The organism is Novosphingobium sp., assembly GCF_019748365.1.
Classification (GTDB): Bacteria; Pseudomonadota; Alphaproteobacteria; order Sphingomonadales; family Sphingomonadaceae; genus Novosphingobium.
In genome coordinates, this window is the sequence record NZ_JAIEPN010000068.1 from 59,410 (window position 1) to 84,477 (window position 25,068).

The following is a 25,068-nucleotide window of genomic DNA, read 5'->3' on the forward strand; positions in this document are numbered from 1 at the left end:
AAGTTCGTGACTGACATTGGCTCTATTGTTGCCGAGATCACGGCAGAAATGCGCGAGGCGACCGAGCGCGGGCGTGTGGCGGACTATATTCCGCCGCTGGCCTGCATCTCGCGCGACCGGTTCGGGATCGCGGTGGTCATGGCGGACGGCACGCTCCATCTCGGCGGCAATGCCGAGGAGCCGTTCTCGATCCAGTCGGTCTCCAAGGTCTTTTCGCTGACGCTTGCGCTGGGCATGGTCGGCGATGCGCTGTGGAGCCGCGTGGGGCGCGAGCCTTCGGGCAGCGCGTTCAACTCGATCGTGCAGCTGGAAACGGAGCACGGCATTCCGCGCAACCCGTTCATCAATGCGGGCGCCATCGTGGTGGCCGACGTGCTGCTGGCCGGCGGCGCCCCGGCCGAGGCGATCGCGGGCGTGCTCCGCTTCGTGCGCACGCTGGCGGCAGACGAGACGATCACCATCGATGCCAAAGTCGCCGCGGCCGAGCTTGCGACGGGCTATCGCAACATGGCGCTCGCCAACTACATGCGCGCGTTCGGCAATCTGCAGCACCCGGTGGAGCAGGCGCTGGGCGTCTATTTCCACCAGTGCGCGCTCGCGATGAGCTGTCGGCAACTGGCCATGGCGGGGCGGTTCCTCGCGCATGATGGGCGCGATCCGGCGACCGGGCGGTGCATCGTGACCCCGCAGCGCGCGCGGCGGATCAATGCGCTGATGATGCTGTGCGGGCACTACGACAATTCGGGCGAATTCGCCTTCCGCGTCGGCTTTCCGGGCAAATCGGGCGTGGGCGGCGGCATTCTGGCGGTGGTGCCGGGCACGGCCAGCATCGCGGTTTGGTCGCCCGGCCTCAATGCGAAGGGCAACTCGCAGCTTGGTTCGCTGGCGCTCGAGCGGCTGGCGGCAAAGACGGGCTGGTCCGTGTTCGAAGCCTGCCACGGCTAAATCGGGGAATAGCCTCAAGGCTGGACTCGTATTCCGCGCAGGTGCGTCTTATTTCCCGCTCCCACTGGAGGATTTCATGGCTACCACGCACAAGACCCGCATGCTGATCATCGGTTCCGGCCCGGCCGGACTTTCCGCCGCCATCTATGGCGCGCGCGCGGGGATGGAGCCGATTGTGGTGCAGGGCCTGCAGCCCGGCGGACAGCTCACGATCACGACGGACGTCGAGAACTATCCGGGCTTCCGCGATGTGATCCAGGGCCCGTGGCTGATGCAGGAAATGCAGGCGCAGGCCGAACATGTCGGCACGCGGATGCTGTGGGACACGATCACTGAAGTGAGCCTCGATGGCCCCCCGTTTCGCGCGCAGGGCGACAGCGGCGATGTCTATGAAGGCCAAGTGCTGGTGATCGCGACCGGCGCGCAGGCGCGCTGGCTGGGTGTGGAAGGCGAGCAGGAGTTCGGCGGCAAGGGTGTTTCGGCTTGCGCGACCTGCGACGGCTTCTTCTATCGCGGCAAGAAGGTGGTGGTGATCGGCGGCGGCAACACCGCAGTCGAGGAAGCGCTCTATCTCACCAACCATTCGCCCGAAGTGACGCTGATCCACCGCCGCGACAGCCTGCGGGCGGAAAAGATCCTGCAGGACCGCCTGATGAGCAATCCGCGCATCAAGGTGCTGTGGAACAAGGCGGTTGAACGCTTCACCGGCGCGCCGGGCGGTGTGCTCGAAGCGGTTGAACTGGTCGATACGGTGACGGGCGAAAAGTCCTCGCTGGCAACTGACGGTGCGTTTGTGGCGATCGGCCACGCGCCGGCGACCGAACTGTTCAAGGGCAAGCTGGAGCTCGACGAGAGCGGCTACATCGTGGTGCAGCCGGGCACGCCGAAGACGGCGATTCCGGGTGTGTTTGCCTGTGGTGACGTGATGGACCACACCTATCGTCAGGCCGTGACGGCTGCGGGGACGGGGTGCATGGCGGCGCTGGATGCCGAGCGCTTCCTGGCCGAGCACGCCTTTGCGGCTGCACAGGCGGTGGCGGCGGAGTAACCAGTCTAGCGAGTGGCGTCGATCAGCCGCTCCAGCAGCCATGTTTGCGCTTCCTCGCCGGCGAAGCTGTGGCCGCTGCTGGCGTGACGCTGGATACGCGGGTCGCTGGCGGGCCACACGGCTTCGAACATCTGCGCGGTGCGGTCTCCGGTAGCTAGGAGGATCGTGACCGGGCCGGTGAAACGGGTCAGGCTCGCAGCCATCCTATCGACCAGCGATGATTTGACCGGGGCGGAGGCCGCTTGGCGAAGGCCGCGCGCAAGCTTGGCGAGGTTCACCCCGCCGGTGAGGAGACGCAGGACCTCGCGCGGGTTGGCGAGTTTGGCGAGATAGCGCTGGCGCAGCGCCGCGGGGGGGGCCGCATCGGCCTCGTCCGTTTCCAGCGTCCACGGATTGGCGAGGACAAGGCCATCAAGCCCCAGATCGGCGCCGTGGAGCATCAAGGCGGCAGCAGCGTCGCAATTGCCGAAAGCGATCACCCGGCGTAGCGTTGGCACGGCGGCGCGGAAAGCGGCGAGCGCGGCGGCGATATCCTCGCGGGTGTGCTGGAAACCGGGATCGGTGCCGTCGCTCTCGCCCACGCCGCGTCGGTCGTAGCGGAACACGGGGATGCCTTCGGCAGCAAGTCTAGCCGCGATCTGTGTCTGTCCGCCCCAGCTGCCCGAACGGATTTCGCGTCCGCCCGAGACGAGCAGCACGCCGGTGGCGCCGGTCGCGGCTTCCATGTCGAGCGTGCCGACAAGGGTGTCCGGGCCGCATCGGAATGTAAGGTGGCGGCGCATCAGCCTTGCGCCTCTGCGGCGATCAGGCGGGCAAGCGCGGCGGATTGGGCGGGGTCCTCGCCGGGTTCGCTGCGCAGCCAGAGCGCGCTGCCGCCAAGATCGGACTGGCGGATCACGCGCTGCCCCTCGTCCTGCGGCACGGCGGCGTCGAGCCCGGCGACAAGTGCCGCGCTGAGGCGGTAGCCCGCGAGTTCAAGGCCCTTGTTGCGGCCCTGTTCGAGCAGATCCGCGCTGCTTTCCTCGCGCCCGGCTTCCTTGGCCGAGAGGACGCGGGCGCGTAGGAGCTGGCGCAGGATCGAGGCGCCTTTTTGCGGTTCGAGCACCCAGCCGGGCAGGCCGGTCGGAAACACCAGCGCGCCTCCGCGCACGGCAAGGACATGGGTCGCGCCAAAGTGCCGGGCGGCCGTGGCCATGGCATCGCGCCAGCTGCCAAGGCTCTGCGCCGAGAAGACTTGGCCGCTTTCGTTGCAGCCGGGGAGATCGGGCAGCATCGAATCCACGCCGAGCCCGTCCAATTGGCGCTGGGTTTCGACCAGCATGCGCCGCGTGCGGTTCATTTCCTCGAACAGCGGCGGCACGATCAGCAGGCGGACGGCGCGCGCGCGGTCGAACAGGACGGCGTATTCATCCGCAATGCCGGAAGGACCGGGGCAAGGCCAGGTTGCCGGCATACGCTTCGGCTCAGGCCTCGCCGCGCTTGCGGGCGATGAAGGCGAGGAGATCGCCATAAGTGCCGAGCATGTCGCCATCGACTTCGTCATCATCGATCACGATATCGAAGCGGTCCTCGATTTCGGTGAGCAGTCCGGCAACGGCCATCGAGTCGAGCTCGGGAAGCGCGCCGAACAGGCCGCTGTCTGCCGTCAGCGCGGCAGCGCGGGCGGCGCCAAGGCCGAGCACGTCGTTCAACAGGCTGCGCAGGTCGGTGTCGGTCTGGTCGGTCGAAGTCACGATTAAAGCCTTGTGATGAAAGGATTGGTGCGCGCCTTAACCAGCGGCCTGCGGGGAAACAAGCGCATCGCCGGCACGGGGGCGCAGCATGCGACGGGCTGCCAGGCGGGCGAGTGCTGGCCAGTGGCCGACGGCGGCGGGGCGATAGAACCGGAGCGCGTAGCGCGGGCGCTGCGCTTCCATCCAGTCCCGCTTGTAGGGATCGTCGCCGGTGCCGAAATCGACGGTGTGGACGTCGTCCTCGTCGATGACGTGGCGGAAAAGCGCGGCGGTGAGCAGGGTCCCTGGGGAATGGGCACGGTGGGCCTCATCGTGCGCAAGCTTGTGGATCCATGCGGTGCCGCCCTCGACCGTCCAGAACTGCGCGGCGACGGGCTGGCCATCGATCTCGGCGACCCCCATCCGCAGCGCGCCGGCGGCGCTTTCGGCCTTTGCAAAGGCACGCAGGAATGCGGGGTTTCCTTCCTGCGGCTTCCAGCTCTTCGCGTAGATCGCCTCGTAAGCGGCCCAATCGGCCTCGCCGAAAACCGTCTCGATACGCAGGGAAACCTTGCCGCGCGCGGTTTTGCGACGGACGGTTTCGCGCAATTGACCGGGGCGGGCGGCCCAGTATTCGGCGAAGCTGCGGCCCGCGAGCGAGAGGATGTGGTTGGTGTCGCAAGGTTCGGCCACGCCGATCCAGCCGGCGGCGCGGAACGCCTTGGCAAGCGATGCGGCTTCGGCTTCCGGCATGGGCGCGAGCTGGACAGCGCCGGTCGGGGCGAGGCTGCGGGCCAGCGCTTCGAGAAGCGTGGGGGCCTTTGCGGGATCACTTGCCAGCGGCCGCACGAAGAAGCTGTACCAGGTGCCGAGCGGGGCGGCGCCGCCGGGGCCTTCGCAGAACGGGAGGACGGCAAGCGCATCGCCCTCGCGCGCGATAGCAAGCTTGCAGGTGCTGCCGGGCAGGCAATGCTCGGCGAGGAGCGCGAGCCACTCCAGCCGGTCAAACGGCGCGCTGACGGGCGAACGGCCGAGCAGCGCAGCGAGCGCCGGGTCGGCTTGCGCTTCCCGCAAATCAGCGTGATAGACCGTCACACCCAATTGTCCGTTCCTGCCTTTACGCCCGAGAGAACCGCTTGCCTGCAGCGCCCGATCCAACCGTCTATCCGCTCGACCACCTCGCGCTGCGGGGACGGCCTGACGCGGAAGCGCTGGTCTTCAGAACGCACACGCTTAGCTATGAGGCGTTAAATCGGCGTTTAGGACAACTGGCGGCCTGGCTCGTGGCCGAGGTGGCGGAGCCGGGCGCGCGGGTGGCGACGTGGCTGCCCAAGAGCGAACTTGCCTGCCTGATGCCCTTGGCCGCGGTGCGGGCGGGACTGGTGCATGTGCCGGTGAACCCGCTGCTCAAGCGCGGGCAGGTTGCGCATATCCTTGCCGACAGCGGGGCGCGGCTGCTCCTTTCGAACGCGGGGCGGCTTTCCACGCTTGAGGGGGATGATTTTGCCGAGGCGTCGGCGATGGAGGAAGGCGCGGTCTGGGCGGAGGCAGAAGAGTTCGCGCCGCTGGGGCCTTCGGAGGCCGCGCCGGATGCGCTGGCGGCGATCCTCTATACCAGCGGTTCGACCGGGCGGCCCAAGGGCGTGATGCTCAGCCATGCCAACATGTGGCTCGGCGCGGTGAGCGTGGCGCACTATCTGGGCGTGGGCGAGGACGACCGCGTGCTGGCGGTGCTGCCGCTGGCGTTCGATTATGGGCAGAACCAGCTGCTTTCGACCTGGTACGCGGGCGGGGTGGTGGTGCCGCTCGATTATCTTATGCCGCGCGATGTGATGAAGGCGGTGGAGCGCCATGACGTCACCACGATTGCGGCCGTACCGCCTTTGTGGCTGCAACTGACGGAACTCGATTGGCCCGAGGCGGTGGCGGCGAAGCTCAGGCGGCTGACCAATAGCGGGGGGGCGCTGACCGAGCCTCTGGTGCGCAACTTGCGGGCTCGGTTTCCTGAAGCGCGGCTGTTTCCGATGTACGGGCTGACGGAGGCGTTCCGCTCGACGTATCTCGATCCGTCGCTGGTCGACGCGCATCCCACTTCGATCGGCACCGCGATCCCGTTTGCCGAGGTCATGGTGGTGGCGGACGATGGACGGGAGGCCGGGCCAGACGAGGAGGGCGAACTGGTCCACGCCGGGCCGCTGGTGGCGCAAGGATACTGGCGCGATGCCGAGCGGACGGCGGAACGGTTCAAGCCGGCGCCGGCGTTCTCGCGGATGGGCGGCATGGCGGTGTGGTCGGGCGATCGGGTGCGGCGCGATGCGGCGGGGCTGCTCCACTTTGCCGGGCGGCGCGATGCGATGATCAAGACCAGCGGCAACCGGGTGAGCCCGCAGGAAGTGGAGGATGCCGCCATCGCAACCGGGCTGGTGGCCGAGGCGGTAGCGCTGGGGCTGCCCGATCCGGCGCTGGGGCAGGCAATCCACCTTGTGGCGCGGGCCAAGGGCGATGCGGCTCAGGCCGAAGCGGCGCTGCCCGCAGCACTGGCGCGCGAGCTGCCCGGTTTCATGGTGCCGCGCGTGATCCATTGGCGCGAGGAAATGCCGCTGAGCCCCAATGGCAAGCTCGACCGCACGGGTCTTTACCAGGAATTATCGGCCGCCGTGGCAGGGGGCTGAACCATGAAGCCGCTTGGGCCCATCCCTGCCGGATATGCTGCGATCGATGGCGAGCTTGCCATCGGCGGGCGCAAGGCGTCCGATCTGGTGGCCGAGGCGGGTTCGCCACTGTTTGTCTATGATGGTGCGTTGATTGCCGCGCGCGTGGCGCAGTTGCGCGCGGCGCTGCCGGGGCGGCTGGGGCTCCATTATGCGATGAAGGCCAACCCGTTCGGGCCGGTACTGCGCCATATGGCGGGCCTGGTCGACGGGTTCGACATAGCTTCTGGCGGCGAGCTCATGATGGCCGAAGCTGCGGGCGTGCCTGCAGAGCGGATCAGCTTTGCCGGACCGGGCAAGCGCGATGCCGATCTCGAGGCGGCGATTGCGCGTGGCGTGACACTCAATCTGGAATCAGCGCGCGAGGCGGAGCGGGCACTGGCCATCGCTGAGCGTTTGGGCCGCGCACCGCGGCTGGCGATCCGGGTCAATCCCGATTTCGATCTCAAGGGTTCGGGGATGAAGATGGGCGGTGGCGCCAAGCCCTTTGGTGTCGATGCGGCGATGGTGCCGGCGCTGGCCAAGCGGATCATCGCATCGGGCGCGCAGTGGCGCGGCTTTCACATCTACGCCGGGAGCCAGACGCTCGATGCCGCTGCGATTGCCGAAATGCAGGCCGCGACGCTGGCGCTGGCCGCGCGGCTGGCGGAGGAAAGCGGGGCGGTGCTGCCGGCCTGCAACCTCGGCGGCGGGTTTGGCATTCCCTATTTTCCGGGCGATGTTCCGCTTGATCTCGAAGCGGTGGGGGCTGCGCTCTCCGAACAGCTTTCCCGCTTGCCGGACGCACTGGCAGAAACCGCGTTCTGCATCGAGCTCGGGCGCTATCTCGTTGGTGAGGCTGGCGTTTATCTGACGCGGATCATCGACCGCAAGGAAAGCCACGGCGAGGTTTTCCTCGTCACCGATGGCGGGCTGCATCACCAGTTGGCGGCCAGCGGGAACTTCGGCACCGTGGTGCGGCGCAACTATCCAAGCGCGATTGCCACGAAGTTCGCCGCGCCGGTGGAAGAAGAAGCCAGCCTCGTCGGCTGCTTGTGCACCCCGCTTGACCGGCTGGCCGACAAGGGCGGATTCCCGTGCGCCGAGGAAGGCGATCTCGTCGCGGTGTTCTGTGCCGGTGCCTATGGCGCCAGTGCGAGCCCGGTGCATTTCCTGGGGCACGGCCCGGCGGCTGAACTGCTGGTTAACGCAAGGCCCTGATTTTTAGGTATTAACCTTTAGCCAGAGCGCCGTCCCGTTACGGGACTTTGGCGGAAATGCGCTTGTGCGGGCAGCGCCATGCGCATCAGGACTAACGGTATCTTCACCCTTTTTGGCGATAGCCCGGAAGTCATGGGAGGTCCCCGTGGTCCCGCTGCGGGACGAATGGGACAGCCAGCCCAGTGCGCGCAAAGGACGGTCGATGCCCAGATATACGCGTTTCACCCGCCTGCTGGCCTCCACGGCCATGCTGAGCGTGCTGCTCGGCGGCTGCGCGGGTGGCGGCGGAGGTGCGCAATTGCCGCCCGCGTCATTCGTGGCGCTGCAGGAAGGCCCGGGCGAGGAATACGTGATCGGGCCGCTCGACGATCTGACCATCTTCGTCTGGCGCAATCCCGAACTGGGCGCTTCGGTGCAGGTGCGGCCTGACGGGCGTATCACCACACCGCTGATCACCGACATGCCGGCCGTGGGCAAGACCCCCTCGATGCTGGCCGAAGACATCAAGCTCCAGCTCTCGCAGTACATTCAGGAACCGATCGTCTCGGTCATCGTCAACAAGTTCTCGGGCACTTTCAGCCAGCAAGTGCGCATCGTGGGGGCGACCGGCAAGCCGGCCTCGATTCCCTATCGCGCCAACATGACGCTGCTCGACGCGATGATCGCGGTAGGCGGGCTTTCCGAATACGCCGCCGGCAACAAGGCGCGGCTGGTGCGCTTCGACAAGCAGACCGGCCTGCAGAAGGAATACGGCGTGCGGATCGGCGATCTGCTGCGCAAGGGCGATACGCGCGCCAATGTCATGCTCATGCCGGGTGATGTGATCATCATTCCGGAAAGCACGTTCTGAGGATGCCCGCCGCATGACGAGCATCTACGAAGAAGTGCGCATCGCGCTCTACAGCATCTGGCACCGCCGCTGGCTGGCGCTGGGGGTTGCCTGGCTGGTCTGCCTGCTGGGCTGGCTGGTGGTTGCCACGGTGCCCAACACCTACGAATCGAAGGCGCGCATCTTCGTCCAGATCGACGATGTGCTTTCGGACCAGATCGGCATCGGCGGGGACCGCAAGCGCGATATCGAGCGCGTGCGCCAGACGCTGACCAGTTCGGTCAACCTCTCCAAGGTCGTCCGCGCGACGCGGCTGGGCGACAAGGTGACGTCCGACAAGCAGATGGAAGCGGCGGTCGCGGGGCTCGGCAAGAACATCAAGGTGGTGAGCCAGCAGGACAACCTGTTCGAGATCACCGCCTATTCGGGCAGCAAGGCCTATTCGGATGTCCAGAACGCCAAGCTGGCGCAGGACATCGTGCAGAAGATGATCGACATCTTCCGCGAGGAGAACCTCGCCGGCGGGCGCGGCGAGATGAGCGATACCTTGGCCTTCATGGACCAGCAGCTGGCCGACCGGCAGAAGGATCTCGAGGCGGCGGAGCAGAAGCGCCAGGCCTTCGAGGCCAAGAACGCCGAGATGATGCCGGGCAACGGCTCGCTTTCCAGCAAGATCGAGGGCGCGCGCGCCGAGCTGCGCGGGGTCGAATCCGATCTGCTGGCGGCGCAGAGCGCGCTCGCTTCGATCCGCGGGCAGCTTTCGGGCACGCCGCCGACGATCGTGATGCCCGGCGCAAGCGGCGGCGCGCGCGGCTCGCTGGCGCAGGCGCAAGCTGACCTCAGCTCGATGCGCGCGCGCGGGCTGACCGACAGCCACCCCGATGTGATCGCCCTCAAGGCGCAGGTTGCCGCGCTTCAGCGTGCGGCGGCGGGAGACAGCGGCCCCGGCGGCATGCCGAACCCGGCCTATTCCTCGCTGCAATCGATCAAGGCGGACCGCGAGGCGAGCATCGTCGCGCTGCAGTCGCGCCGCTCGTCGCTGACTCAGGAACTGGCCCAGCTGACCGGCAGGCAGTTCAGCGAGCCCGGCCTTGCCGCCGAGGCCGCACGCATCAACCGCGACTACGACGTGCTCAAGGAGCAGTACGACAAGCTGCTGCGCGACCGCGAACAGCTGCGCCTGCGCGGGCAGGTCGAGACCGAGCGCAATGCGGTGAAGTTCGAAGTGATCGATCCGCCGACGACACCGCGCAAGCCTTCCGCGCCCGATCGGCCGATGCTGCTGTTCCTTGTCCTGATCGTGGGTGTCGCGGCGGGGGGGGGCTGCGCCTTTGCCGTGGGCCAGCTGCGTTCGACTTATGCAACGACGGGGCAGCTTGAACGCGCGACCGGGATGCCGGTGGTCGGTTCGGTGTCGATGACCCTCACACGGCGCGCGCGGGCGCAATACTGGCGCCAGCTCAAGTGGTTCGCCGGCGGCGTTGCCAGTCTCGCCCTGGTGCTTGTCGTGCTGCTGGCGGTCGAATTCATGAAACGCGGCATGGTCGCCTGAGGGAGCCCGAGAAGATCATGACCGAACAGAGCAAGATCCCGCTTCCCAAGGACACCTCCGAGGCGCGCTCGCTGATCGAGCGGGCGGCTGGAACGTTCGACTTGCGCGCCTTCCAGGCCCCGGTCGCGCCGAAGCTGCCCGAACCGCGCGAGAAGCCGCCGATTACCGCAGAAGCTGTCGAACCTGCAGAACCTGTGCAGCGCATGACGGCGTCGGTGCGTCCCGCAATGCCGCCCGCTTTCGATGGCATCCCTGCGCGTCAGGCCTTTCGTGGCACGTTCCATCCGGTCGACCGCAAGCACCTGCGCGAACAGTGCCTGATCGAACCCGAGGGGCCGGTGACCGGCCTGCTCGAGGAATTCCGCATCGTGAAGCGCCAGCTCCTGATGACGGCAGCGGATTCGCGCGCCGGCCGCGGGGCGAAGCATGGCGAGCGCATTCTTGTCTGTTCGTCGCATCCGGGTGAGGGCAAGACCTTCTGCGCGGTCAATCTCGCGCTCTCGATGGCGGCGGAGAAGGACACCGAAGTTCTCCTCGTCGATGCCGATTTCGCCAAGCCCAGCGTGCTTTCCGCACTGGGCCTGCCCGGCGGACGCGGTCTGATGGACGCGCTGGCCGATCCCGCGATCGCGGTGGAGGACTGCATCATCGGCACCGACATTGCCGGGCTTTTCGTACTGCCCGCAGGCAATTCGACCGGCCACGATACCGAACACCTCGCCTCAGCCTATACCGCGCAGGTTCTTGACCGGCTGACCTCCCAATCGCCCAACCGCATCGTCATCTTCGACAGCCCGCCGGTGCTCGCGGCATCGCCCGCGTCGGAACTTGCGCACCATGTTGGCCAGGCGCTGATGGTGGTGCGCGCCGATCAGACCGGCGAGGCAGCCCTGCGCGATGCGGTGGGCATCCTCTCGGGCTGCGATGACATCAAGCTGCTGCTCAACTGCACCCGTTTCTCACCCACCGGACGCCGTTTCGGCTCCTACTACGGGTACAAGGAATGACCATGGCGCCTAACCCGACCCATGTGTTCGCGGCCAGTGCATTGGCCATGATGCTGCTCTCCGGCGCAGCACATGCGCAGTCGCTGCCCTACGGCGATCCCGGCGATAGCGAGGCGATCTCCGGCGGGGACAGCGCACCCACCGGCGGCGATGCGGACCGCAGCGGCGAATCGCGGCGCGGGGGGCGCGGCGGGCACAGCTTGGGCAGCGCGGGCGGTTCCGGCCGGATGAAGATCCAGCCCTATATCGAACTCAGCCAGAGCGTGCTCGCCCGGCTCGAGCCGGTCCACGATGTGCTGACCTATTCGAGCGTGGCGGTGGGCGTCGATATGTCGCTTGCCGGGCGGCGGACCGAAGGTGCGGTCTCGGTGCGCTACGAACGGCGTTTTGCCGAAAGCGGCAACATTGTCAGCAACGACACGATTTCGGGCCTCGCGCGCGTTCGCCACGACCTTGTCCCGCGCGAACTGACAATCGAGGCAGGCGGGCTCGCCACGCGCACCCGCTTTGACGCGAGCGGGGCCTCGCGCCTCGGGTCGGTGGAAACCGGTGACCGGGTCGCGCAGGTCTATTCGCTCTACGCGGGCCCCGCGGTTTCGACCCATGTGGGCGACGTCGCGGTCAAGGGTTCCTACCTTATCGGCTATACCAAGGTGAACACGCCGCGCCTACCGGTGACGGGGTTGCCGCCCGGCCAGCCGCAGCCGCAGGGCGATATCTTCAACCATTCGGTGGCGCACTCCGCGCAGGTATCCGCCGGCGTGGCGCCGCACACCGTGCTGCCGATCGGCCTGACCGCGAGCGCCGGCTACAATCAGGAAGACATCGCCAACCTCGATCAGCGCGTGCGCGAGCTGCGCGCGGGCGTTCAGGCAACGCTGCCGATCAATTCGGAGCTGGCGCTGATCGGTGATGTGGGTTGGCAGGACGTCAAGGTTTCCTCGCGCGATGCCGTTCGCGGGCCGGACGGTGTACCGGTGGTCGGCAGCGACGGCCGCTATGTGACGGACAAGTCCAGGCCGCGCCAGATCGCCTATGATGTCACCGGGCTGACCTGGGATGTCGGCGTGATGTGGCGTCCCAGCCGCCGCACGTCGCTGAGTGCCTTCGTCGGCCGCCGCTATGACAGCATGACCTATTACGGTTCGTTCTCCTACACGCCGAACGCCCGCAGCGCGCTGCAGATCGATGTGTTCGATGCGGTGAGCGGGTTCGGATCGACCGTTGGCAACGCGGTGCGCGGCCTGCCAACCGACTTCACGGCGGATCGCAATCCCTTCAGCGGCGATATCTCGGGCTGCGCGGCGGGCGCGCAGAGCGGTGGCTGCGTCAACGGCGCGCTGGGTTCGATCGCCTCGGCGGCGTTCCGCAACCGAGGTGTTTCGGCATCCTACAGCCGCCAGCTCGGCAAGCTGCGCATGGGGCTGGGCGCGGGCTATCTGCGCCGCAAGTTCATCGGCGCGAACGGCACGGTGCTGGAGGCCGCCAATGGCCGCACCGACCAGAACTTCTACGTGACCGGCCAGATTTCCGGGCCGATCGACCGGCTCACTGCCTTTACCGTCGCGGTCTACGACAGCTGGTACAAGTCCGGCGTTTCGGACCTGGCTGACGTCAATTCCATCGGCGTCAACGCCGGCATCACGCACCAGTTCACCCGCCGGCTGGTCGGCAATGCCGGGGTCGGGCTCGATGCGCTCAATCGCAAGGCCTTCCCCGACGACGTGATTGCGACCGGTCAGGTCGGCCTGCGCTACAACTTCTGATAAAGGGCGTCCCCCACGATGTACGATACCTATTACCAGCTGACCGGACGGCCCTTCCAGCTCACCCCCGATCCGGAGTTCTATTTCGAGAGCGGAACGCATCGCAAGGCGTTGTCCTACCTCGGTTATGGTCTGGCGCAGGGTGAAGGCTTCATCGTCATCACCGGTGCCGTGGGCGCGGGCAAGTCGACGCTGGCAGCGCACCTGCTTGCCACGATCGACCGCCAGCGGCTGACGGCGGCGCAGATCGTGACAAGCCGCCTCGATGGCGGCGAGATGGTTCACATGGCCGCGCGCGCGTTCGGGATTGCGGTTGCCGGGCACGACAAGGCGAGCGCGCTCGCGCTGATCGAGGCGTTCCTGCACGAGGAAGCGCGGGCCGGGCGCCGCTGCCTGCTGGTGGTGGACGAGACGCAGAACCTTTCGATCGAGGCGCTGGAGGAGCTGCGCATGCTCTCCAACTTCCAGCTCGGCGCGCACCCGCTGCTGCAGATCCTGCTGCTGGGCCAGCCCGAATTCCGCGATCTGCTGCAGACCTCGCCGCGGCTGGAGCAGCTGCGCCAGCGCGTTATTGCAACGCACCACCTCGAGGCGATGGAGCCGCGCGAAGTCGGCCCTTATGTCCTGCACCGCCTCGCTTGCGTGGGCTGGAGCGGCAACCCGGCGTTTGACGAGCGTGTGTTCGCCGATCTGGCCCGCGCGACCGGCTGCCTGCCGCGCCGCATCAACCAGGTGGTCGGCCGCCTGCTGCTGATGGGCGCGGTCGAGCAGAAGTCGCACATCGACAGCGCCATGCTGGCCGAAGTGATCGCCGATCTGGAGCGCGATGGCACGCTGGCCGATCCGGCGGCACCCGCACCTGCGCCCGCGCCGCTCATCGCGCCGGAAGCGCCTGCGGCAGCCACCGCAGAGATTCCTGCGGCCGCCATTGCCAGTCTTGCGGGCCTGCAGAAGGCCCTTGCGGCGCATGCCGAGCAGATCGTCGAGCTGCAGAAGGCCGTGCTTGAGCTGGCCGACATGCCGGCACCGCCGGCGGCGGTTCCCGCGGCGGATGCGCGGCTCGAAACCCTCGATGCCATGCTCGGCGCGCTGCAGCAGCGCATTGTCGCGCTCGAAGCGCGTGGTGCGGAGCAGGAGCAGGCGATCCGCCACGTGCTGACGATGCTCATCGAGTGGCTCGAAAGCGAAACGCCGCGGCGCGCGGCCTGAAGGAGCCATGGCGCCATGTCCCGCCCCGATCTTGGCCATCCCCAGCCTTCTGGCGCCGTGCTCAATGGCATGTCGGTCGACGTCGAGGACTGGTTCCAGGTCGGCGCGTTCGAACATGTGATCGCGCGTGGGGACTGGGACGGGCTGGACCGGCGCGTGGAGACGAACTGCGACCGTGTGCTGGCGCTGTTTGACGAGGCCCGGGTCAAGGCGACGTTCTTTACGCTGGGCTGGGTGGCGGAGAAACACCCCGCGATGATGCGGCGGATCGCTGCCGAGGGGCATGAGATCGCGAGCCACGGCTGGGACCACAAACGCGTGTTCGCGATGGGCGAAGCCGCCTTTGCCGAAGATATCGCGCGTGCCCGCGCCGTGCTGGAAGATACTAGCGGCAGCGCGGTGACCGGCTACCGGGCGCCAAGCTTCTCGATCGATGCGCGCACGCCCTGGGCGCACGAGGTGCTGGCACGGCACGGCTATGCCTATTCCTCCAGCGTCGCGCCGATTGTCCATGATCACTACGGCTGGCGCGAGGCGCCGCGCTTCGCCTTCCGCCCCGTGGCAGGCTCGCCGCTGGTCGAAGTGCCGGTGACGACGGTGGAACTGGCAGGGCGTCGGATGGCGGCAGGCGGGGGCGGGTTCTTCCGGCTGCTGCCCTATGCCGTCTCGCACTGGGCCGTGGACCGCGTGAACCGGCATGATGGACGCCCCGCCGCGTTCTATTTCCATCCTTGGGAAGTCGATCCCGGCCAGCCGCGCCGCACCGATGCACCACTGCGCTCGCGCTTCCGGCACTATACCAACCTCTCCGCAATGGCGCCCAAGCTGCGGCGGCTGCTCGGCGCGTTCCAGTGGGGGCGCATGGACGCGGTTGTTGCCGCCGAAGCCGCGCGGCTCGATGCCGAACAGGTTGCGGCATGAACGCGCCCTTTCGTCCACCGCTGACCAGTGTGCGGCTTGCCGACGCGGGCGATCGCGGCGCCATTGCCCGCTTCGTGGCGGAATTGGACGGGGCGACGCCGTTCCATCGGCTGGAATGGCTGGAAGCGGTGACGCGCGCGGCACGGCATCCCGCGCATGTGCTGCTGGCCGAACGCGATGGGGCGATGGCGGCCCTGTTGCCGCTCCATGCGGTGCATTCGCCGCTGTTTGGCCGCGCGCTTGTTTCGAGCGGGTTCGCCGTGGGTGGCGGCGTGCTGGGCGATGCGGACGCGGCGCCGGAGCTGTTTGCCGCAGCAACCGAACTCGCGCGGCGGCTGACGTGCCCGACTGTCGAGGTGCGCGGCGGGCCGATGCCGGAAGACCCGGCCTGGCACATCAAGCGCGATAGCCATGCCGGCTTCGTCGCGCCGCTGGCCGCCGATGACGAAGCGCAGCTCACCTGGATACCGCGCAAGCAGCGCGCCGAAGTGCGCAAGGGGCTGGGACACGCGATGGAAGTCCGCGTCGGCCGCGAGGCGCAGCACCGCGACTGGCACTACAGTGTCTATGCCGAATCAGTCCGCAATCTGGGCACGCCGGTGTTTCCGCGCACCCTGTTCGAGGCAGTGCTGGATGCCTTTGGCGAGGATGCCGACATCCTGACCGTGCTGCACGAGGGCCGCGCGGTCGCCTCGGTGCTCAGCCTCTACCATCGCGGCGCGGTCATGCCTTACTGGGGCGGCGGGGTGCATGCGGCGCGCGCGCTGCGGGCGAACGACGTGATGTATTACGCGCTGATGTGCCATGCTCGCGGGCGGGGCTGCGACCGCTTTGATTTCGGGCGCTCCAAGACCGATACCGGCGCCTATCACTTCAAGCGCAACTGGGGCTTCGAGCCGCAGCCGCTCAGCTATGCGGTCTGGAGTGCCGATGGCGCGCCGCCGCGCGACGTCAATCCGCTGAGCCCGCGCTACAAGGCCAAGATTGCGCTGTGGCAGAAGTTGCCGCTTGGCATTGCCAACCGGATCGGCCCGATGATTGCGGCTGGCCTCGCATGAGCGAGGTCCTGTTCCTTGCACACCGCGTGCCCTTTCCGCCCGATCGGGGGGACAAGATCCGCTCCAACCACCTGCTGCGCCGGATTGCGGAGATGGCGCCGGTCCATGTCGGCGCACTTGCCGATGATGCGGCAGACCTTGCGCAGGAAAGCGCGGTGGCGGCGATTGCGACCAGCCATTGCATTGTCCGCCGCAGCGCGCCGCTGCCGCTGGCCGCGCTTGCCGCGCTGGGGCAGGGGCTGCCGGTCAGTCTGGCCGCCTTTGCCTCCGCAAAACTGCAGCGCTGGGTGCATCATGTGCTGGAAACCCGGCCGATTTCGGCGATTTTCGTGTTTTCCGGGCAGATGGCGCAATATGTGCCGGGCGCGTTTCGCGGCCGGGTGGTGATGGATTTCGTCGATGTCGATTCGGCAAAATTCGAAGCCTATGCCCAGACCGGCGCGCTGCCGCGCCGCCTGCTCTACGCGCGCGAGGCGCGGCTGCTGCGCCGCTTCGAGGAAATGACGGCGCGCCGCGCGACGACCAGCCTTTTCGTCAGCCGCGAGGAGCGTGCGCTGTTCGAAAGCCGGCTTTCGGGCAGCGCGCGGCCCGATGTGCGCGCGCTGGGCAACGGCATCGATACCGAACTGTTTGACCCGGCCGCGGTTGTGCCGGCTCCTGAGCTGGCAGGCGGGGGCCCGAACATCGTGTTCACCGGGCAGATGGACTATCCGCCCAATATCACCGCGGTGGAACTCTTCGCGCACGAGGTCATGCCGCGCATCCGGGCAGTGCACCCTGAAGCGCGCTTTGCCATCGTCGGCCGCGCGCCGACCGCTGCTGTGCGAGCGCTGGAGGGGGTGGGCGGCACGCTGGTGACCGGCGCTGTTCCGGATGTGCGGCCCTGGCTGGCAGGGGCGGATCTGGTGACCGCGCCATTGCTGATCGCGCGCGGGGTGCAGAACAAGGTGCTCGAAGCCATGGCCATGGCGCGCCCGGTGCTGCTCACACCAGCGGCGGCAACGGGCATCAGCGCAGCTGACGGAGAGCACTTCGCCCTGGCCGAAGCGCCGCTCGCGCTTGCCGATCGCGCGCTGGCTCTGCTGGCAGACCAAGCTGCCGCGCACGCGATGGGCCTTGCAGCGCGGCGCTTCGTGATCGCGGAATGCGGCTGGGACCGTGTTCTGGCACCCTTGCGGGCCCTGATCTCTGGTCTGCGCGAGTCCGAGGCCGATGCTGCCTGAAAGCGCGCTCCCGGTGCGGCCTCCCAGCCTGTTTGCGCGTGTCCCGGATCATTGGCGCGCACCGCTGATCCGGCTGGCCGCTGTGTGGCTGGCGCTGATCGTTCTGTTCGTGGGCGATTGGCGCGACATGGCGTGGCAGTGGTGGGACAGTTCTACCTACAATCACATCCTGCTCATTCCCCCGATCCTTGTCTGGCTGGCGATGCAACGCGCCGCCGAGACGGCCCAGATCACACCGCACGCGTGGTGGCCTGGGCTCGTCATCATGGGAGGCGCCGTATTCCTGTGGGTTCTGGGCGAGTTTGCGGGGCTCAATCTGGCGCGGCAACTGGCCGTCGTCGTCATGCTGCAAGCCACTGCGCTGGCGCTGCTGGGGCCGCGCGTCGCTGCGGCACAGCTGTTTCCGCTCGGCTACATGCTCACGCTGGTGCCCTTCGGCGACGAACTGATCCCCTTTCTCCAGACGATCACTGCCAAGCTGACCATGGCGTTTCTGGCGCTGAGCCGGATCCCGGCAACGATTGACGGCGTCTTCATCACCACGCGCTTCGGCTATTTTGAAGTGGCGGAAGCCTGTTCCGGGGTGAAGTTCCTGATCGCGATGATCGCCTATGGCGCGCTCGTTTCGAACGTATGCTTTGCCAGCTGGTGGCGCCGCGCAGCCTTCATGGCGCTTTCCGTTGTGGTGCCGGTGCTGGCGAACGGCGTGCGCGCGTGGGGGACGATCTACATCGCCAGCTGGCGCGGGATCGAATTCGCGGCGAGCTTTGACCATATCTTCTACGGCTGGGTGTTTTTCGCGCTGGTGATGGGTCTGGTCATGGCCGTGGGCTGGCGCTTCTTCGACCGGAAGATCGATGCGCCGCTCGTCGATGGGCCGGCCATTGCTGCCTCACCGCTGCTGGCACGGCTGGAGCGCATGGCGCTGCCTGCCCCGGCTGCGCTGGGCGGACTTGCCGCGCTCGCCTTGGCGGGCCTTGCCTGGAGCGCGGCGGCAAACCGGATCGCGGCGCCGATGCCCGACCTGATCACGCTGCCGGCGGTGCCCGGCTGGCGGTTCGATGACGGCAGTCCGCGCGCCGAATGGCGTCCCCTTCACACCGGCGCCGACCACCGGCTGGTGGCGCGCTTTACCGATGGCAAGGGACACGTGGTTGATATGTCCTTCGCGCTTTATGCCGCGCAGGGTGATGGCAAAGAGGCGGGCGGCTTCGGCCAGGGCGCGCAGCCGCTGGGCAGTCGCTGGGCCTGGGAAAAGCCTGGCGCGGCCTTTGCCGATGCCAGGAGCGATGTGATCCAGGCGCCCGGCCCCGTCCACCGCCTCGCCGTCACCTGGCTGCGCACCGGCGATGTGCTGACGGGGAGCAACACCCGGCTCAAGCTTGCCAATATGGAAGACCGCCTTCTGCTGCGCGCACGCCCGACGATGGCGCTGATTCTGTCGGCCGAAGCTGGAGAGGGTACGCCACCACCCGAGGAATCGATCCGCAGCTTCCTTGCTGCCACCGGACCCATCGCACCGTGGATGGACCGCATGGCCCGCGTCCGGTAAGCGCACCTCCATCATGTGCGGCATCGCCGGAATCTTTCATACCGAGGGCCTGAAGCCCGTCGATCCGGACCGGGTCGCGCGGATGTGCGCGGTTGCGGCGCATCGCGGGCCGGATGGGCAGGGCGTGTGGACTGCGCCGGGCGTGGGGCTTGGGCACTTGCGGCTTGCGATCATCGACCTTGCCGGATCGCCGCAGCCGATGGCCTCGTCCGATGGGTCGGCGATGCTCGTGTTCAACGGCGAGATCTACAACTTCCGCGAACTGCGGCGTGAACTGCAGGCCGAAGGCGCGACTTTCCGCACCGATGGCGATAGCGAAGTGATCCTTGCCGCTTGGCAGAAGTGGGGGGTGAACTGCCTGCCGCGCCTCCACGGCATGTTCGCCTTCGCGCTCTATGACCTGAGGCAGCGCACCTTGCTGCTGGCGCGCGACCGGCTCGGGGTGAAGCCGCTCCACATGGCGACACTGGCCGATGGCAGCGTGATCTTCGGGTCGGAACTCAAGCAACTCCTCGCGCATCCCTCGCTCAGGCGGGAAATCGATCCGCTGGCCGTCGAGGACTATCTCGCCTGGGGCTTCGTGCCCGATACACGCGCGATCCTGAAAGGCGTCGAGAAGCTGCCGGCGGGGCACTACCGGCTGCTGCGCCACGATGCGCCGCCGCCGCCGCCGGTGCAGTGGTGGGACGTCTCGTTCGAGCAGCGCGAACGCGGCAGCGAGGCCGATCTTGGCGCGCATATGCTGCACCATCTGCGCGAGGCGGTCACCTCGCGCATGGTCGCCGATGTGCCGCTGGGTGCGTTCCTTTCGGGCGGCGTTGACAGCTCGAGCGTCGTCGCCCTGATGGCCGAGGCAAGCCGTGAGCCGGTCAAGACCTGCACGATCGGCTTCGATGTGAAAGCGCTCGACGAGACCGAATATGCGGGCCGCATCGCCGCGCAATATGGCACCGAGCACTACCAGCGGATCGTGGGCGCTGATGATTTCGCGCTTGTCGACAACCTGGCCGCGATGTTCGACGAACCTTTTGCCGATGCCTCCGCCTTGCCGACATACCGCGTCTCGCAGCTGGCGCGCGAGCACGTGACTGTGGCGCTATCGGGCGATGGTGCGGACGAGGCCTTTGCCGGATACCGCCGCCAGACGTTCCAGCACCGCGAGGAGCAGGTGCGCGCTTTCCTGCCCGGCGCACTGCGCCGCCCGCTGCTGGGCGGGCTGGGTGCGCTCTATCCCAAGCTGGACTGGGCGCCGCGCCCCTTGCGTGCCAAGACCACCTTGCTCAGCCTCGCAGGGAGCGGCGAGGAGGGCTATGCGCGGGCTCTCGCGGTGACCGGACCGGAACTGCGGGCAAGCCTCTATTCGGACGAATTCCGCCGCTTGCGCGGGGATTACCGCGCCGAACAGCCCTTCGTCGAGCTTATGCGCGCAGCTCCGGCCCGCAGCGGACTTGACCGGGCGCAGTATGCCGATCTCAAGTTCTACCTCCCCGGCGATATCCTGACCAAGGTCGATCGCACCAGCATGGCCGTCAGCCTCGAGGCGCGCGAGCCGCTGCTTGATCACCGCCTGATTGAGTTCGGCGCCCGCTTGCCCGAGCGTGTTCGCGTGCGCGGGAAGACTGGCAAGTGGTTGATGAAGGAGGCCATGCGGCGCTATTTGCCGGATGATATCCTGTTCCGCCCCAAGATGGGCTTCGTAACCCCGATTGCCGCCTGGCTGCGCGGACCGCTTGCCGGAGAGGCGCGGCAGGTGGTTTCCGGCGGTACACTTGCCCGCACCGGCTGGTTCGATACCGCCCGCCTTGCCGCATTGGCCGAGGCTCATATCGCGGGAACGAGCGATCACAGCCGATTGATCTGGCAATTGCTGATGCTGGACAAGAGTCTCGGAATAGTTCTTTAAAAACATATATTTGCATGGTCCATTCTGACGGGGCCAGCGCCAGCTGGTAAGACAACGTAAACCAATTTCGGTTAGAGCGGGGCGTCCGTATCCGGTTGGGCAGTACATGCGACGATTTGTGCGATCCACTCTTGGTTTCTCTGTGCTAGTGGCGCTACTGACCGTAGTGCTCTCGGCTGGTGAGCCCTTGGCGCACGTATACTGGAACGTCGGCTACAAGATTTTCCAGCGCAACGCTCCTGCCGGGATAGTCCTGATCACGCTCAACGACCGTCCCCGCTGGACGGCAGCCGAGCTTGCGGAGCTCCTCAACCGGTTGCGCCGACAGATGCCTCGCCGCGTGTACTTCGACGCGGCGATCCCGACCGGCGAGAACGCCCGGGACGATGCCGCGCTGACCAAGGCGATCCGCAGTTTCGGTGATGACATCACGTTCGTGGCGCGCGGGGAAAAGGTCGATACGTTCAACAGCATTTCCTTCGCCATGCCTCCGCGCCGGATCATCGGCTCGGCCCGCGTGGCTGTTTCGACGTGGCAGACCAACTTCCTCGATTTTGCCGTGGCAGCGCCTTACCAGGTTCTTGTCGGCGGCCGGTCCTATCCGACCTTGAGCACCGAACTTGCGGGCGTACATTCGGCCTTCGAGCGCTCCTATTTTCCCGACTTTGCAGTCGATCCCGCAACGATCCCGCGCTTCGCTTCGCAGCGCCTGATCGACTATGACATGCCGACAAGCATCCTTGCCGGCCGCACAGTAATCGTGACCGCACCGGACCGCGTGGCGGCGGCGCGGTATTTCGGTCACGCCACTGTCCCGGCAGTCGCGCTTGATGTCGCCGGGGCCGAAGGACTGGCCCGGCCGTTCTCGCTGTCGCTGGGCCAGACGTTCGGTTCGCTGCCGATCCTTGCGTTGGTAGTGGTTCTTGTCGCGGCAGGCGCACGGACGCATCGGCGGCGCAAGGCGGCATTCTATGCACTCGCGGTCCTCGCAACTTTTGTGCTGCCAATGCCTCTGCGCCTGCAGGGGATTGTTTTTGCACCTGATTGCGCGCTGATCTTCCTCGCGGTCTACGGCAGTCTGCGTCTGTGGCAAAAGCGGACCCGGCGCATCCAGCTGACGAGCGCATCGGGCTTGCCCAACCTTCTCGCACTGGCCGCTGATCCCCTGCCGGTGGGCTCCGACCTCGTTGTTGGCGTGATTGCCCGTTACGAGGAAATGCTGGCGACATTGCCGCGGGATCTCCACGGCGAATGTGCGCGCCAGATTGCGAGGCGGATTTCGGCCGGATCGGGCACAGCGACTATCTATCACGGAGAAGGTGGACAATTCGGCTGGAGCGAGGAGGCGCGTCCGCTCGAGATGCAACTGGATCACCTGGAAGGACTGCGTGCGCTGTTTGCCGCGCCGTTGACGATCGGCAGCCATACCTTCGATACCAACATCCACTTCGGCCTTGATCGCAACGAGGGTTTCGACACGCTAACGCGCGTCAACTCGGCGCTTGCCAGCGCCAACGAGGCGCTCAGCAATGGACGCGCCATCGAGCTGTTCGAGGCCAACCGTCTGGCCGAGGCGCCATGGGAGCTCTCGCTTCACGCTCGCATCGAGGAGGGGCTGCGCAATGGCGACATCTGGCTCGCCTACCAGCCGCAGTGGAACATTGCCGAGAACCGCATCTGCGGCGCCGAAGCGTTGATCCGGTGGAACCATCCGACACGCGGCCCAATCACGCCCGATGCGTTCATTCTGCAGGCAGAACGTGCCGGCCGGATCGATGCCCTGACCTACTGGGTACTCGATCTGGCGATAACCGCCGCGTTGGCGCTCAATGCTCGCGGACCGCGTTTCCAGATGAGCGTCAACCTGTCGGCGCAGATGGTCGACAAGCCGGACCTTGTTTCCAACTTCGCGAATATCGTTAACCGGCGCGGGATCGATCCGGCGCTGCTGACGGTCGAGGTGACCGAGACCTCAAGCCTGCGCAACCGGCCCGCGGCTTGCCAGAACCTGACGAAATTGCGCGAGCTGGGGTTCCGCCTGTCGATCGACGATTTCGGAACCGGCGAAGCAAGCCTTGCCTATCTGGCCGATTTGCCCAGTGATGAACTCAAGATCGACCGCCGTTTCGTGTCGCGGATCACCAGCAGTCCGCGTGACGCCACGATCGTCGCGAACACGATCGCTCTGGCTCATGCGCTCGGGCAATTGGTCGTAGCCGAAGGCATCGAGAACCCGGAAACGCTGGCGATGCTACGCGAAATGGGCTGCGATCTTGCCCAGGGATATCACCTGGGGCGTCCGCAGGCCTTCGACCTGCTCGAACAGGAATATGACGCCAATTTGAACATGATACGCTCTGCTTAGGACTTGTTAACCACGATCCTTAGTGCTAAATATACCCTCATCACCCCGAGGGAGGCACATATGTGGCTGTGGCGTTTTCTGGTCAATTGATCAAATCATAGGCGGATTTCCTGGAGTTTCAGGGGTCCGCCTTTTGATTCGTGCTTGATTTGTTCCTTTCGATCGCGTCTAAGAGGTGTGGTTAATCCAAGTGCTTCTTGGCGGTCCTGGAAGCCTTTGGCCCCTTCTTCGTAGGCCTTGTGCCGGCGCGTCATTTTGGTCGCGCGCCAGAGCATGGACCACATGCACAGCCCGCAAGAACTTCGTTGAGTTTGACTAGCGAGATTGAATGGGCCCGTGGGCTCAGTCGTTGCCGTGTCCAAGCGCCAAGTAGTCGCGGCTTTGCATCTCGATCAGTCGGCTGACCGTCCGCTCGAACTCGAACCGGCCATCGCCCGCTGGGTAGAGCGCCGCAGGCTCTGCATCGGCCGTCGCGATCAGGTTAACCTTGTGCTCGTAGAGCGCGTCGATCAGCGTCACGAAACGCGCGGCTTCATTGCGTTGGTCTGGCCCCAACTGCGGGATGCCGACAAGGATCACCGTGTGATAGTTGCGCGCGATGGCGAGGTAATCCGCCGCGCCGCGCGCCTCTCCGCAAAGCCGCTTGAAGCTGAAAACGGCGACGCCCTTGAGGCTCTTTGGCACATGCAGCGTCCGTCCGCCGCCGAGATCGAGCGAGCCGGTGGGAACGTGCAGACTGTCTTCGGGCGGGTAGTCGGTCATGCGGAAGAACGCTTCCCGCACGGCAGCGGTTGATGCGGGGCCATTGGGGACATGCCAGGTGCCGACACCCTGCATACGCACCATGCGGTAATCCGTCGGCCCGTTGAGGGCGACGACATCGAGCCGGCTCTCGATCAGCGCGATGAAGGGCAGGAAGTGCTCGCGGTTGAGCCCGTCCTTGTAAAGCTCGCTCGGCGCGCGGTTCGAGGTGGTGACCACGGTGACGCCGAGATCAGCGATGAGTGCGGTGAACAGGCGGCCCATGATCATCGCGTCCGCGCTGTTGTTAACCACCATCTCGTCGAAGGCGAGCACGCGGGCTTCGGCAGCGATGGCGGCGGCGACCGGCGGGATCGGATCGCCGCGTTCCTTCTGGCGTTCGACGCGCAGGCGGGCGTGCACGTCGAGCATGAATTCGTGAAAGTGCGCGCGGCGCTTGGGGCCTGCTTCGAGCGTGTCGTGGAACAAGTCCATCAGCATCGACTTGCCGCGCCCGACGCCGCCCCACATGTAAAGCCCTCGCGGAGGCGCAGGGGGCTTTGCCCCGAGCAGGCGACCGACGAGGCCGGGTTTGGGGGCAGGGCGTTCCAGCGTCTGCTGGAGGGCGTCCAGACGGGCAGCGGCGGCGGCCTGCTCCGGATCGGGCTTGAGCTCGCCCGCAGCCACGAGCGCCGCGTAGCGCTGCGCAAGACCGCTCATCGCGCGGAGGGCTTGCGCACGGTTCCGTTGAAGGCTGCGACGAGGTGGTCTTCCTGCACCACCGTGCCGCGCAGGAACAGAAGGCGGCGCGTTTCGCGCAGGACTTCCACCACGGCATCGAGCGGCTTGCCGACAATGCCCGCGCCGATGAACTGGGTGGAAAGATCGAGCGTGACCGAACCCGCAGCATCGCCATCGATCGCATGACGCATGCAGGCGAACAGCGAAACGTCGATCAGCGAAAGCGTAATGCCGCCGTGGACCGCATCGAGCAGATTGCTGTGCCGCCGCTCCGGAAACATGCGCAGGCGCACGGCGGGGCCGCCCCCGGGCAGGTCTTCCCGGCGCACCAGCAGCGGGCCCATGACATGGCTATTGAACCGGTCCTGATCCTTCAGATCCCAGGTATACCAGCCCGGATGGTCCGCAGAGGGACCATAGGTGAAGGCGCTGTTGTCGACGGTCATGTCAGGCGCGGGGGAATGCAGGTCAGAGCGAACGCTCGACCTGCATCTTCTTGATTTCCGCAATCGCGCGCGCCGGCGAGAGGCCCTTGGGGCAGACGTTGGCGCAGTTCATGATCGTGTGGCAGCGATAGAGGCGGAA

Annotated in this window: 21 protein-coding genes and 1 pseudogene; 15 read left to right on the plus strand and 7 right to left on the minus strand. The window is 66.7% G+C overall.

Annotated features, from left to right (window positions below; all coding sequences use genetic code 11):
* The first annotated feature begins 6 nt into the window (after window positions 1–6).
* A complete protein-coding gene (locus tag K5Q19_RS09230) occupies window positions 7–945 on the plus strand; it encodes a glutaminase (protein WP_292943858.1) in 939 nt (312 codons plus the stop codon).
* 76 nt (window positions 946–1,021) lie between these two features.
* Window positions 1,022–1,993 (plus strand): thioredoxin-disulfide reductase, encoded by a 972-nt coding sequence (gene trxB, locus K5Q19_RS09235; protein WP_292943861.1) that lies wholly within the window; start codon window positions 1,022–1,024, stop codon window positions 1,991–1,993.
* 5 nt (window positions 1,994–1,998) lie between these two features.
* Here the strand turns inward: trxB and K5Q19_RS09240 are convergent, their stop codons facing one another.
* From K5Q19_RS09240 to K5Q19_RS09255, 4 genes are read right to left on the minus strand one after another with little or no spacing between them, the layout of a single operon-like run.
* Window positions 1,999–2,775, minus strand: coding sequence for a hydrolase 1, exosortase A system-associated (locus tag K5Q19_RS09240; RefSeq protein ID WP_365759026.1), 777 nt, complete (start codon window positions 2,773–2,775; stop codon window positions 1,999–2,001).
* A complete protein-coding gene (locus K5Q19_RS09245; RefSeq protein WP_292943864.1) occupies window positions 2,775–3,446 on the minus strand; it encodes a hypothetical protein in 672 nt (223 codons plus the stop codon). Before K5Q19_RS09245 ends, K5Q19_RS09240 begins: the two co-directional genes overlap by 1 nt.
* 10 nt (window positions 3,447–3,456) lie before the next feature.
* Window positions 3,457–3,729, minus strand: coding sequence for a phosphopantetheine-binding protein (locus K5Q19_RS09250; RefSeq protein WP_292943924.1), 273 nt, complete (start codon window positions 3,727–3,729; stop codon window positions 3,457–3,459).
* 33 nt (window positions 3,730–3,762) lie between these two features.
* Window positions 3,763–4,800: a GNAT family N-acetyltransferase gene (locus tag K5Q19_RS09255; protein ID WP_292943867.1), complete on the minus strand. Its 1,038-nt coding sequence runs from the start codon at window positions 4,798–4,800 to the stop codon at window positions 3,763–3,765.
* Window positions 4,801–4,841: 41 nt separating this feature from the next.
* On the opposite strand from K5Q19_RS09255, the gene K5Q19_RS09260 reads away from it, so the two are divergent.
* The 13 genes from K5Q19_RS09260 to K5Q19_RS09320 all read left to right on the plus strand — a co-directional run bounded on the left by K5Q19_RS09260 (window position 4,842) and on the right by K5Q19_RS09320 (window position 23,001).
* Entirely contained in the window at window positions 4,842–6,377 is a 1,536-nt protein-coding gene (locus tag K5Q19_RS09260) for an acyl-CoA ligase (AMP-forming), exosortase A system-associated (RefSeq protein WP_292943870.1), read from the plus strand.
* A 3-nt stretch (window positions 6,378–6,380) separates the two neighbouring features.
* A complete protein-coding gene (locus K5Q19_RS09265) occupies window positions 6,381–7,616 on the plus strand; it encodes a pyridoxal-dependent decarboxylase, exosortase A system-associated (protein ID WP_292943873.1) in 1,236 nt (411 codons plus the stop codon).
* Window positions 7,617–7,863: 247 nt separating this feature from the next.
* Window positions 7,864–8,466 (plus strand): XrtA/PEP-CTERM system exopolysaccharide export protein, encoded by a 603-nt coding sequence (locus K5Q19_RS09270; RefSeq protein WP_292943927.1) that lies wholly within the window; start codon window positions 7,864–7,866, stop codon window positions 8,464–8,466.
* Window positions 8,467–8,479: 13 nt separating this feature from the next.
* The gene (locus K5Q19_RS09275; RefSeq protein WP_292943876.1) at window positions 8,480–9,997 is read left to right on the plus strand and encodes an XrtA system polysaccharide chain length determinant; all 1,518 of its coding nucleotides are present in this window, start codon (window positions 8,480–8,482) and stop codon (window positions 9,995–9,997) included.
* 17 nt (window positions 9,998–10,014) lie between these two features.
* Window positions 10,015–11,004, plus strand: coding sequence for an AAA family ATPase (locus K5Q19_RS09280; protein ID WP_292943879.1), 990 nt, complete (start codon window positions 10,015–10,017; stop codon window positions 11,002–11,004).
* The gene (locus K5Q19_RS09285) at window positions 11,001–12,770 is read left to right on the plus strand and encodes a preprotein translocase subunit YajC (protein WP_292943881.1); all 1,770 of its coding nucleotides are present in this window, start codon (window positions 11,001–11,003) and stop codon (window positions 12,768–12,770) included. Before K5Q19_RS09280 ends, K5Q19_RS09285 begins: the two co-directional genes overlap by 4 nt.
* Before the next feature lie 18 nt (window positions 12,771–12,788).
* Window positions 12,789–13,979 carry an XrtA/PEP-CTERM system-associated ATPase gene (locus K5Q19_RS09290; RefSeq protein WP_292943884.1) on the plus strand — a complete coding sequence of 397 codons (1,191 nt, stop codon included), beginning with the start codon at window positions 12,789–12,791 and terminating at the stop codon, window positions 13,977–13,979.
* A gap of 15 nt (window positions 13,980–13,994) precedes the next feature.
* Window positions 13,995–14,900: an XrtA system polysaccharide deacetylase gene (locus K5Q19_RS09295; protein WP_292943887.1), complete on the plus strand. Its 906-nt coding sequence runs from the start codon at window positions 13,995–13,997 to the stop codon at window positions 14,898–14,900.
* Complete coding sequence (locus K5Q19_RS09300; RefSeq protein WP_292943889.1) at window positions 14,897–15,958, plus strand: FemAB family XrtA/PEP-CTERM system-associated protein; 1,062 nt, start codon at window positions 14,897–14,899, stop codon at window positions 15,956–15,958. Before K5Q19_RS09295 ends, K5Q19_RS09300 begins: the two co-directional genes overlap by 4 nt.
* Window positions 15,955–17,181, plus strand: a complete 1,227-nt coding sequence (locus K5Q19_RS09305) for a TIGR03087 family PEP-CTERM/XrtA system glycosyltransferase (protein ID WP_292943892.1) — start codon at window positions 15,955–15,957, stop codon at window positions 17,179–17,181. Before K5Q19_RS09300 ends, K5Q19_RS09305 begins: the two co-directional genes overlap by 4 nt.
* Window positions 17,171–18,733 (plus strand): exosortase A, encoded by a 1,563-nt coding sequence (gene xrtA, locus K5Q19_RS09310; RefSeq protein WP_292943895.1) that lies wholly within the window; start codon window positions 17,171–17,173, stop codon window positions 18,731–18,733. The genes K5Q19_RS09305 and xrtA overlap by 11 nt, the downstream gene beginning before the upstream one ends.
* A 13-nt stretch (window positions 18,734–18,746) precedes the next feature.
* Complete coding sequence (locus K5Q19_RS09315; protein ID WP_292943897.1) at window positions 18,747–20,636, plus strand: XrtA/PEP-CTERM system amidotransferase; 1,890 nt, start codon at window positions 18,747–18,749, stop codon at window positions 20,634–20,636.
* Window positions 20,637–20,823: 187 nt separating this feature from the next.
* On the plus strand, window positions 20,824–23,001 hold the full coding sequence (locus K5Q19_RS09320; protein WP_292943900.1) for an EAL domain-containing protein: 2,178 nt from the start codon (window positions 20,824–20,826) through the stop codon (window positions 22,999–23,001).
* 342 nt (window positions 23,002–23,343) lie between these two features.
* Here the strand turns inward: K5Q19_RS09320 and zapE are convergent, their stop codons facing one another.
* The 3 genes and pseudogenes from zapE to K5Q19_RS09335 all read right to left on the minus strand — a co-directional run.
* Complete coding sequence (zapE, locus tag K5Q19_RS09325; RefSeq protein WP_292943902.1) at window positions 23,344–24,462, minus strand: cell division protein ZapE; 1,119 nt, start codon at window positions 24,460–24,462, stop codon at window positions 23,344–23,346.
* Window positions 24,459–24,929, minus strand: coding sequence for a PaaI family thioesterase (locus K5Q19_RS09330; protein WP_292943905.1), 471 nt, complete (start codon window positions 24,927–24,929; stop codon window positions 24,459–24,461). The genes zapE and K5Q19_RS09330 overlap by 4 nt, the downstream gene beginning before the upstream one ends.
* Before the next feature lie 22 nt (window positions 24,930–24,951).
* Window positions 24,952–25,068, minus strand: a pseudogene (locus tag K5Q19_RS09335) (succinate dehydrogenase iron-sulfur subunit); the annotation flags it as partial.

Coding starts and splice junctions, on each gene's coding strand:
- K5Q19_RS09245 (WP_292943864.1), bottom strand. CDS start 3,446: ATGCCGGCAACCTGGCCTTGCCCCGGTCCTTCCGGCATTGCGGATGAA.
- K5Q19_RS09295 (WP_292943887.1), top strand. CDS start 13,995: ATGTCCCGCCCCGATCTTGGCCATCCCCAGCCTTCTGGCGCCGTGCTC.
- zapE (WP_292943902.1), bottom strand. CDS start 24,462: ATGAGCGGTCTTGCGCAGCGCTACGCGGCGCTCGTGGCTGCGGGCGAG.
- trxB (WP_292943861.1), top strand. CDS start 1,022: ATGGCTACCACGCACAAGACCCGCATGCTGATCATCGGTTCCGGCCCG.
- K5Q19_RS09275 (WP_292943876.1), top strand. CDS start 8,480: ATGACGAGCATCTACGAAGAAGTGCGCATCGCGCTCTACAGCATCTGG.
- K5Q19_RS09315 (WP_292943897.1), top strand. CDS start 18,747: ATGTGCGGCATCGCCGGAATCTTTCATACCGAGGGCCTGAAGCCCGTC.
- K5Q19_RS09280 (WP_292943879.1), top strand. CDS start 10,015: ATGACCGAACAGAGCAAGATCCCGCTTCCCAAGGACACCTCCGAGGCG.
- K5Q19_RS09330 (WP_292943905.1), bottom strand. CDS start 24,929: ATGACCGTCGACAACAGCGCCTTCACCTATGGTCCCTCTGCGGACCAT.
- K5Q19_RS09265 (WP_292943873.1), top strand. CDS start 6,381: ATGAAGCCGCTTGGGCCCATCCCTGCCGGATATGCTGCGATCGATGGC.
- K5Q19_RS09240 (WP_365759026.1), bottom strand. CDS start 2,775: ATGCGCCGCCACCTTACATTCCGATGCGGCCCGGACACCCTTGTCGGC.
- K5Q19_RS09300 (WP_292943889.1), top strand. CDS start 14,897: ATGAACGCGCCCTTTCGTCCACCGCTGACCAGTGTGCGGCTTGCCGAC.
- K5Q19_RS09290 (WP_292943884.1), top strand. CDS start 12,789: ATGTACGATACCTATTACCAGCTGACCGGACGGCCCTTCCAGCTCACC.
- xrtA (WP_292943895.1), top strand. CDS start 17,171: ATGCTGCCTGAAAGCGCGCTCCCGGTGCGGCCTCCCAGCCTGTTTGCG.
- K5Q19_RS09285 (WP_292943881.1), top strand. CDS start 11,001: ATGACCATGGCGCCTAACCCGACCCATGTGTTCGCGGCCAGTGCATTG.
- K5Q19_RS09305 (WP_292943892.1), top strand. CDS start 15,955: ATGAGCGAGGTCCTGTTCCTTGCACACCGCGTGCCCTTTCCGCCCGAT.
- K5Q19_RS09270 (WP_292943927.1), top strand. CDS start 7,864: ATGCTGAGCGTGCTGCTCGGCGGCTGCGCGGGTGGCGGCGGAGGTGCG.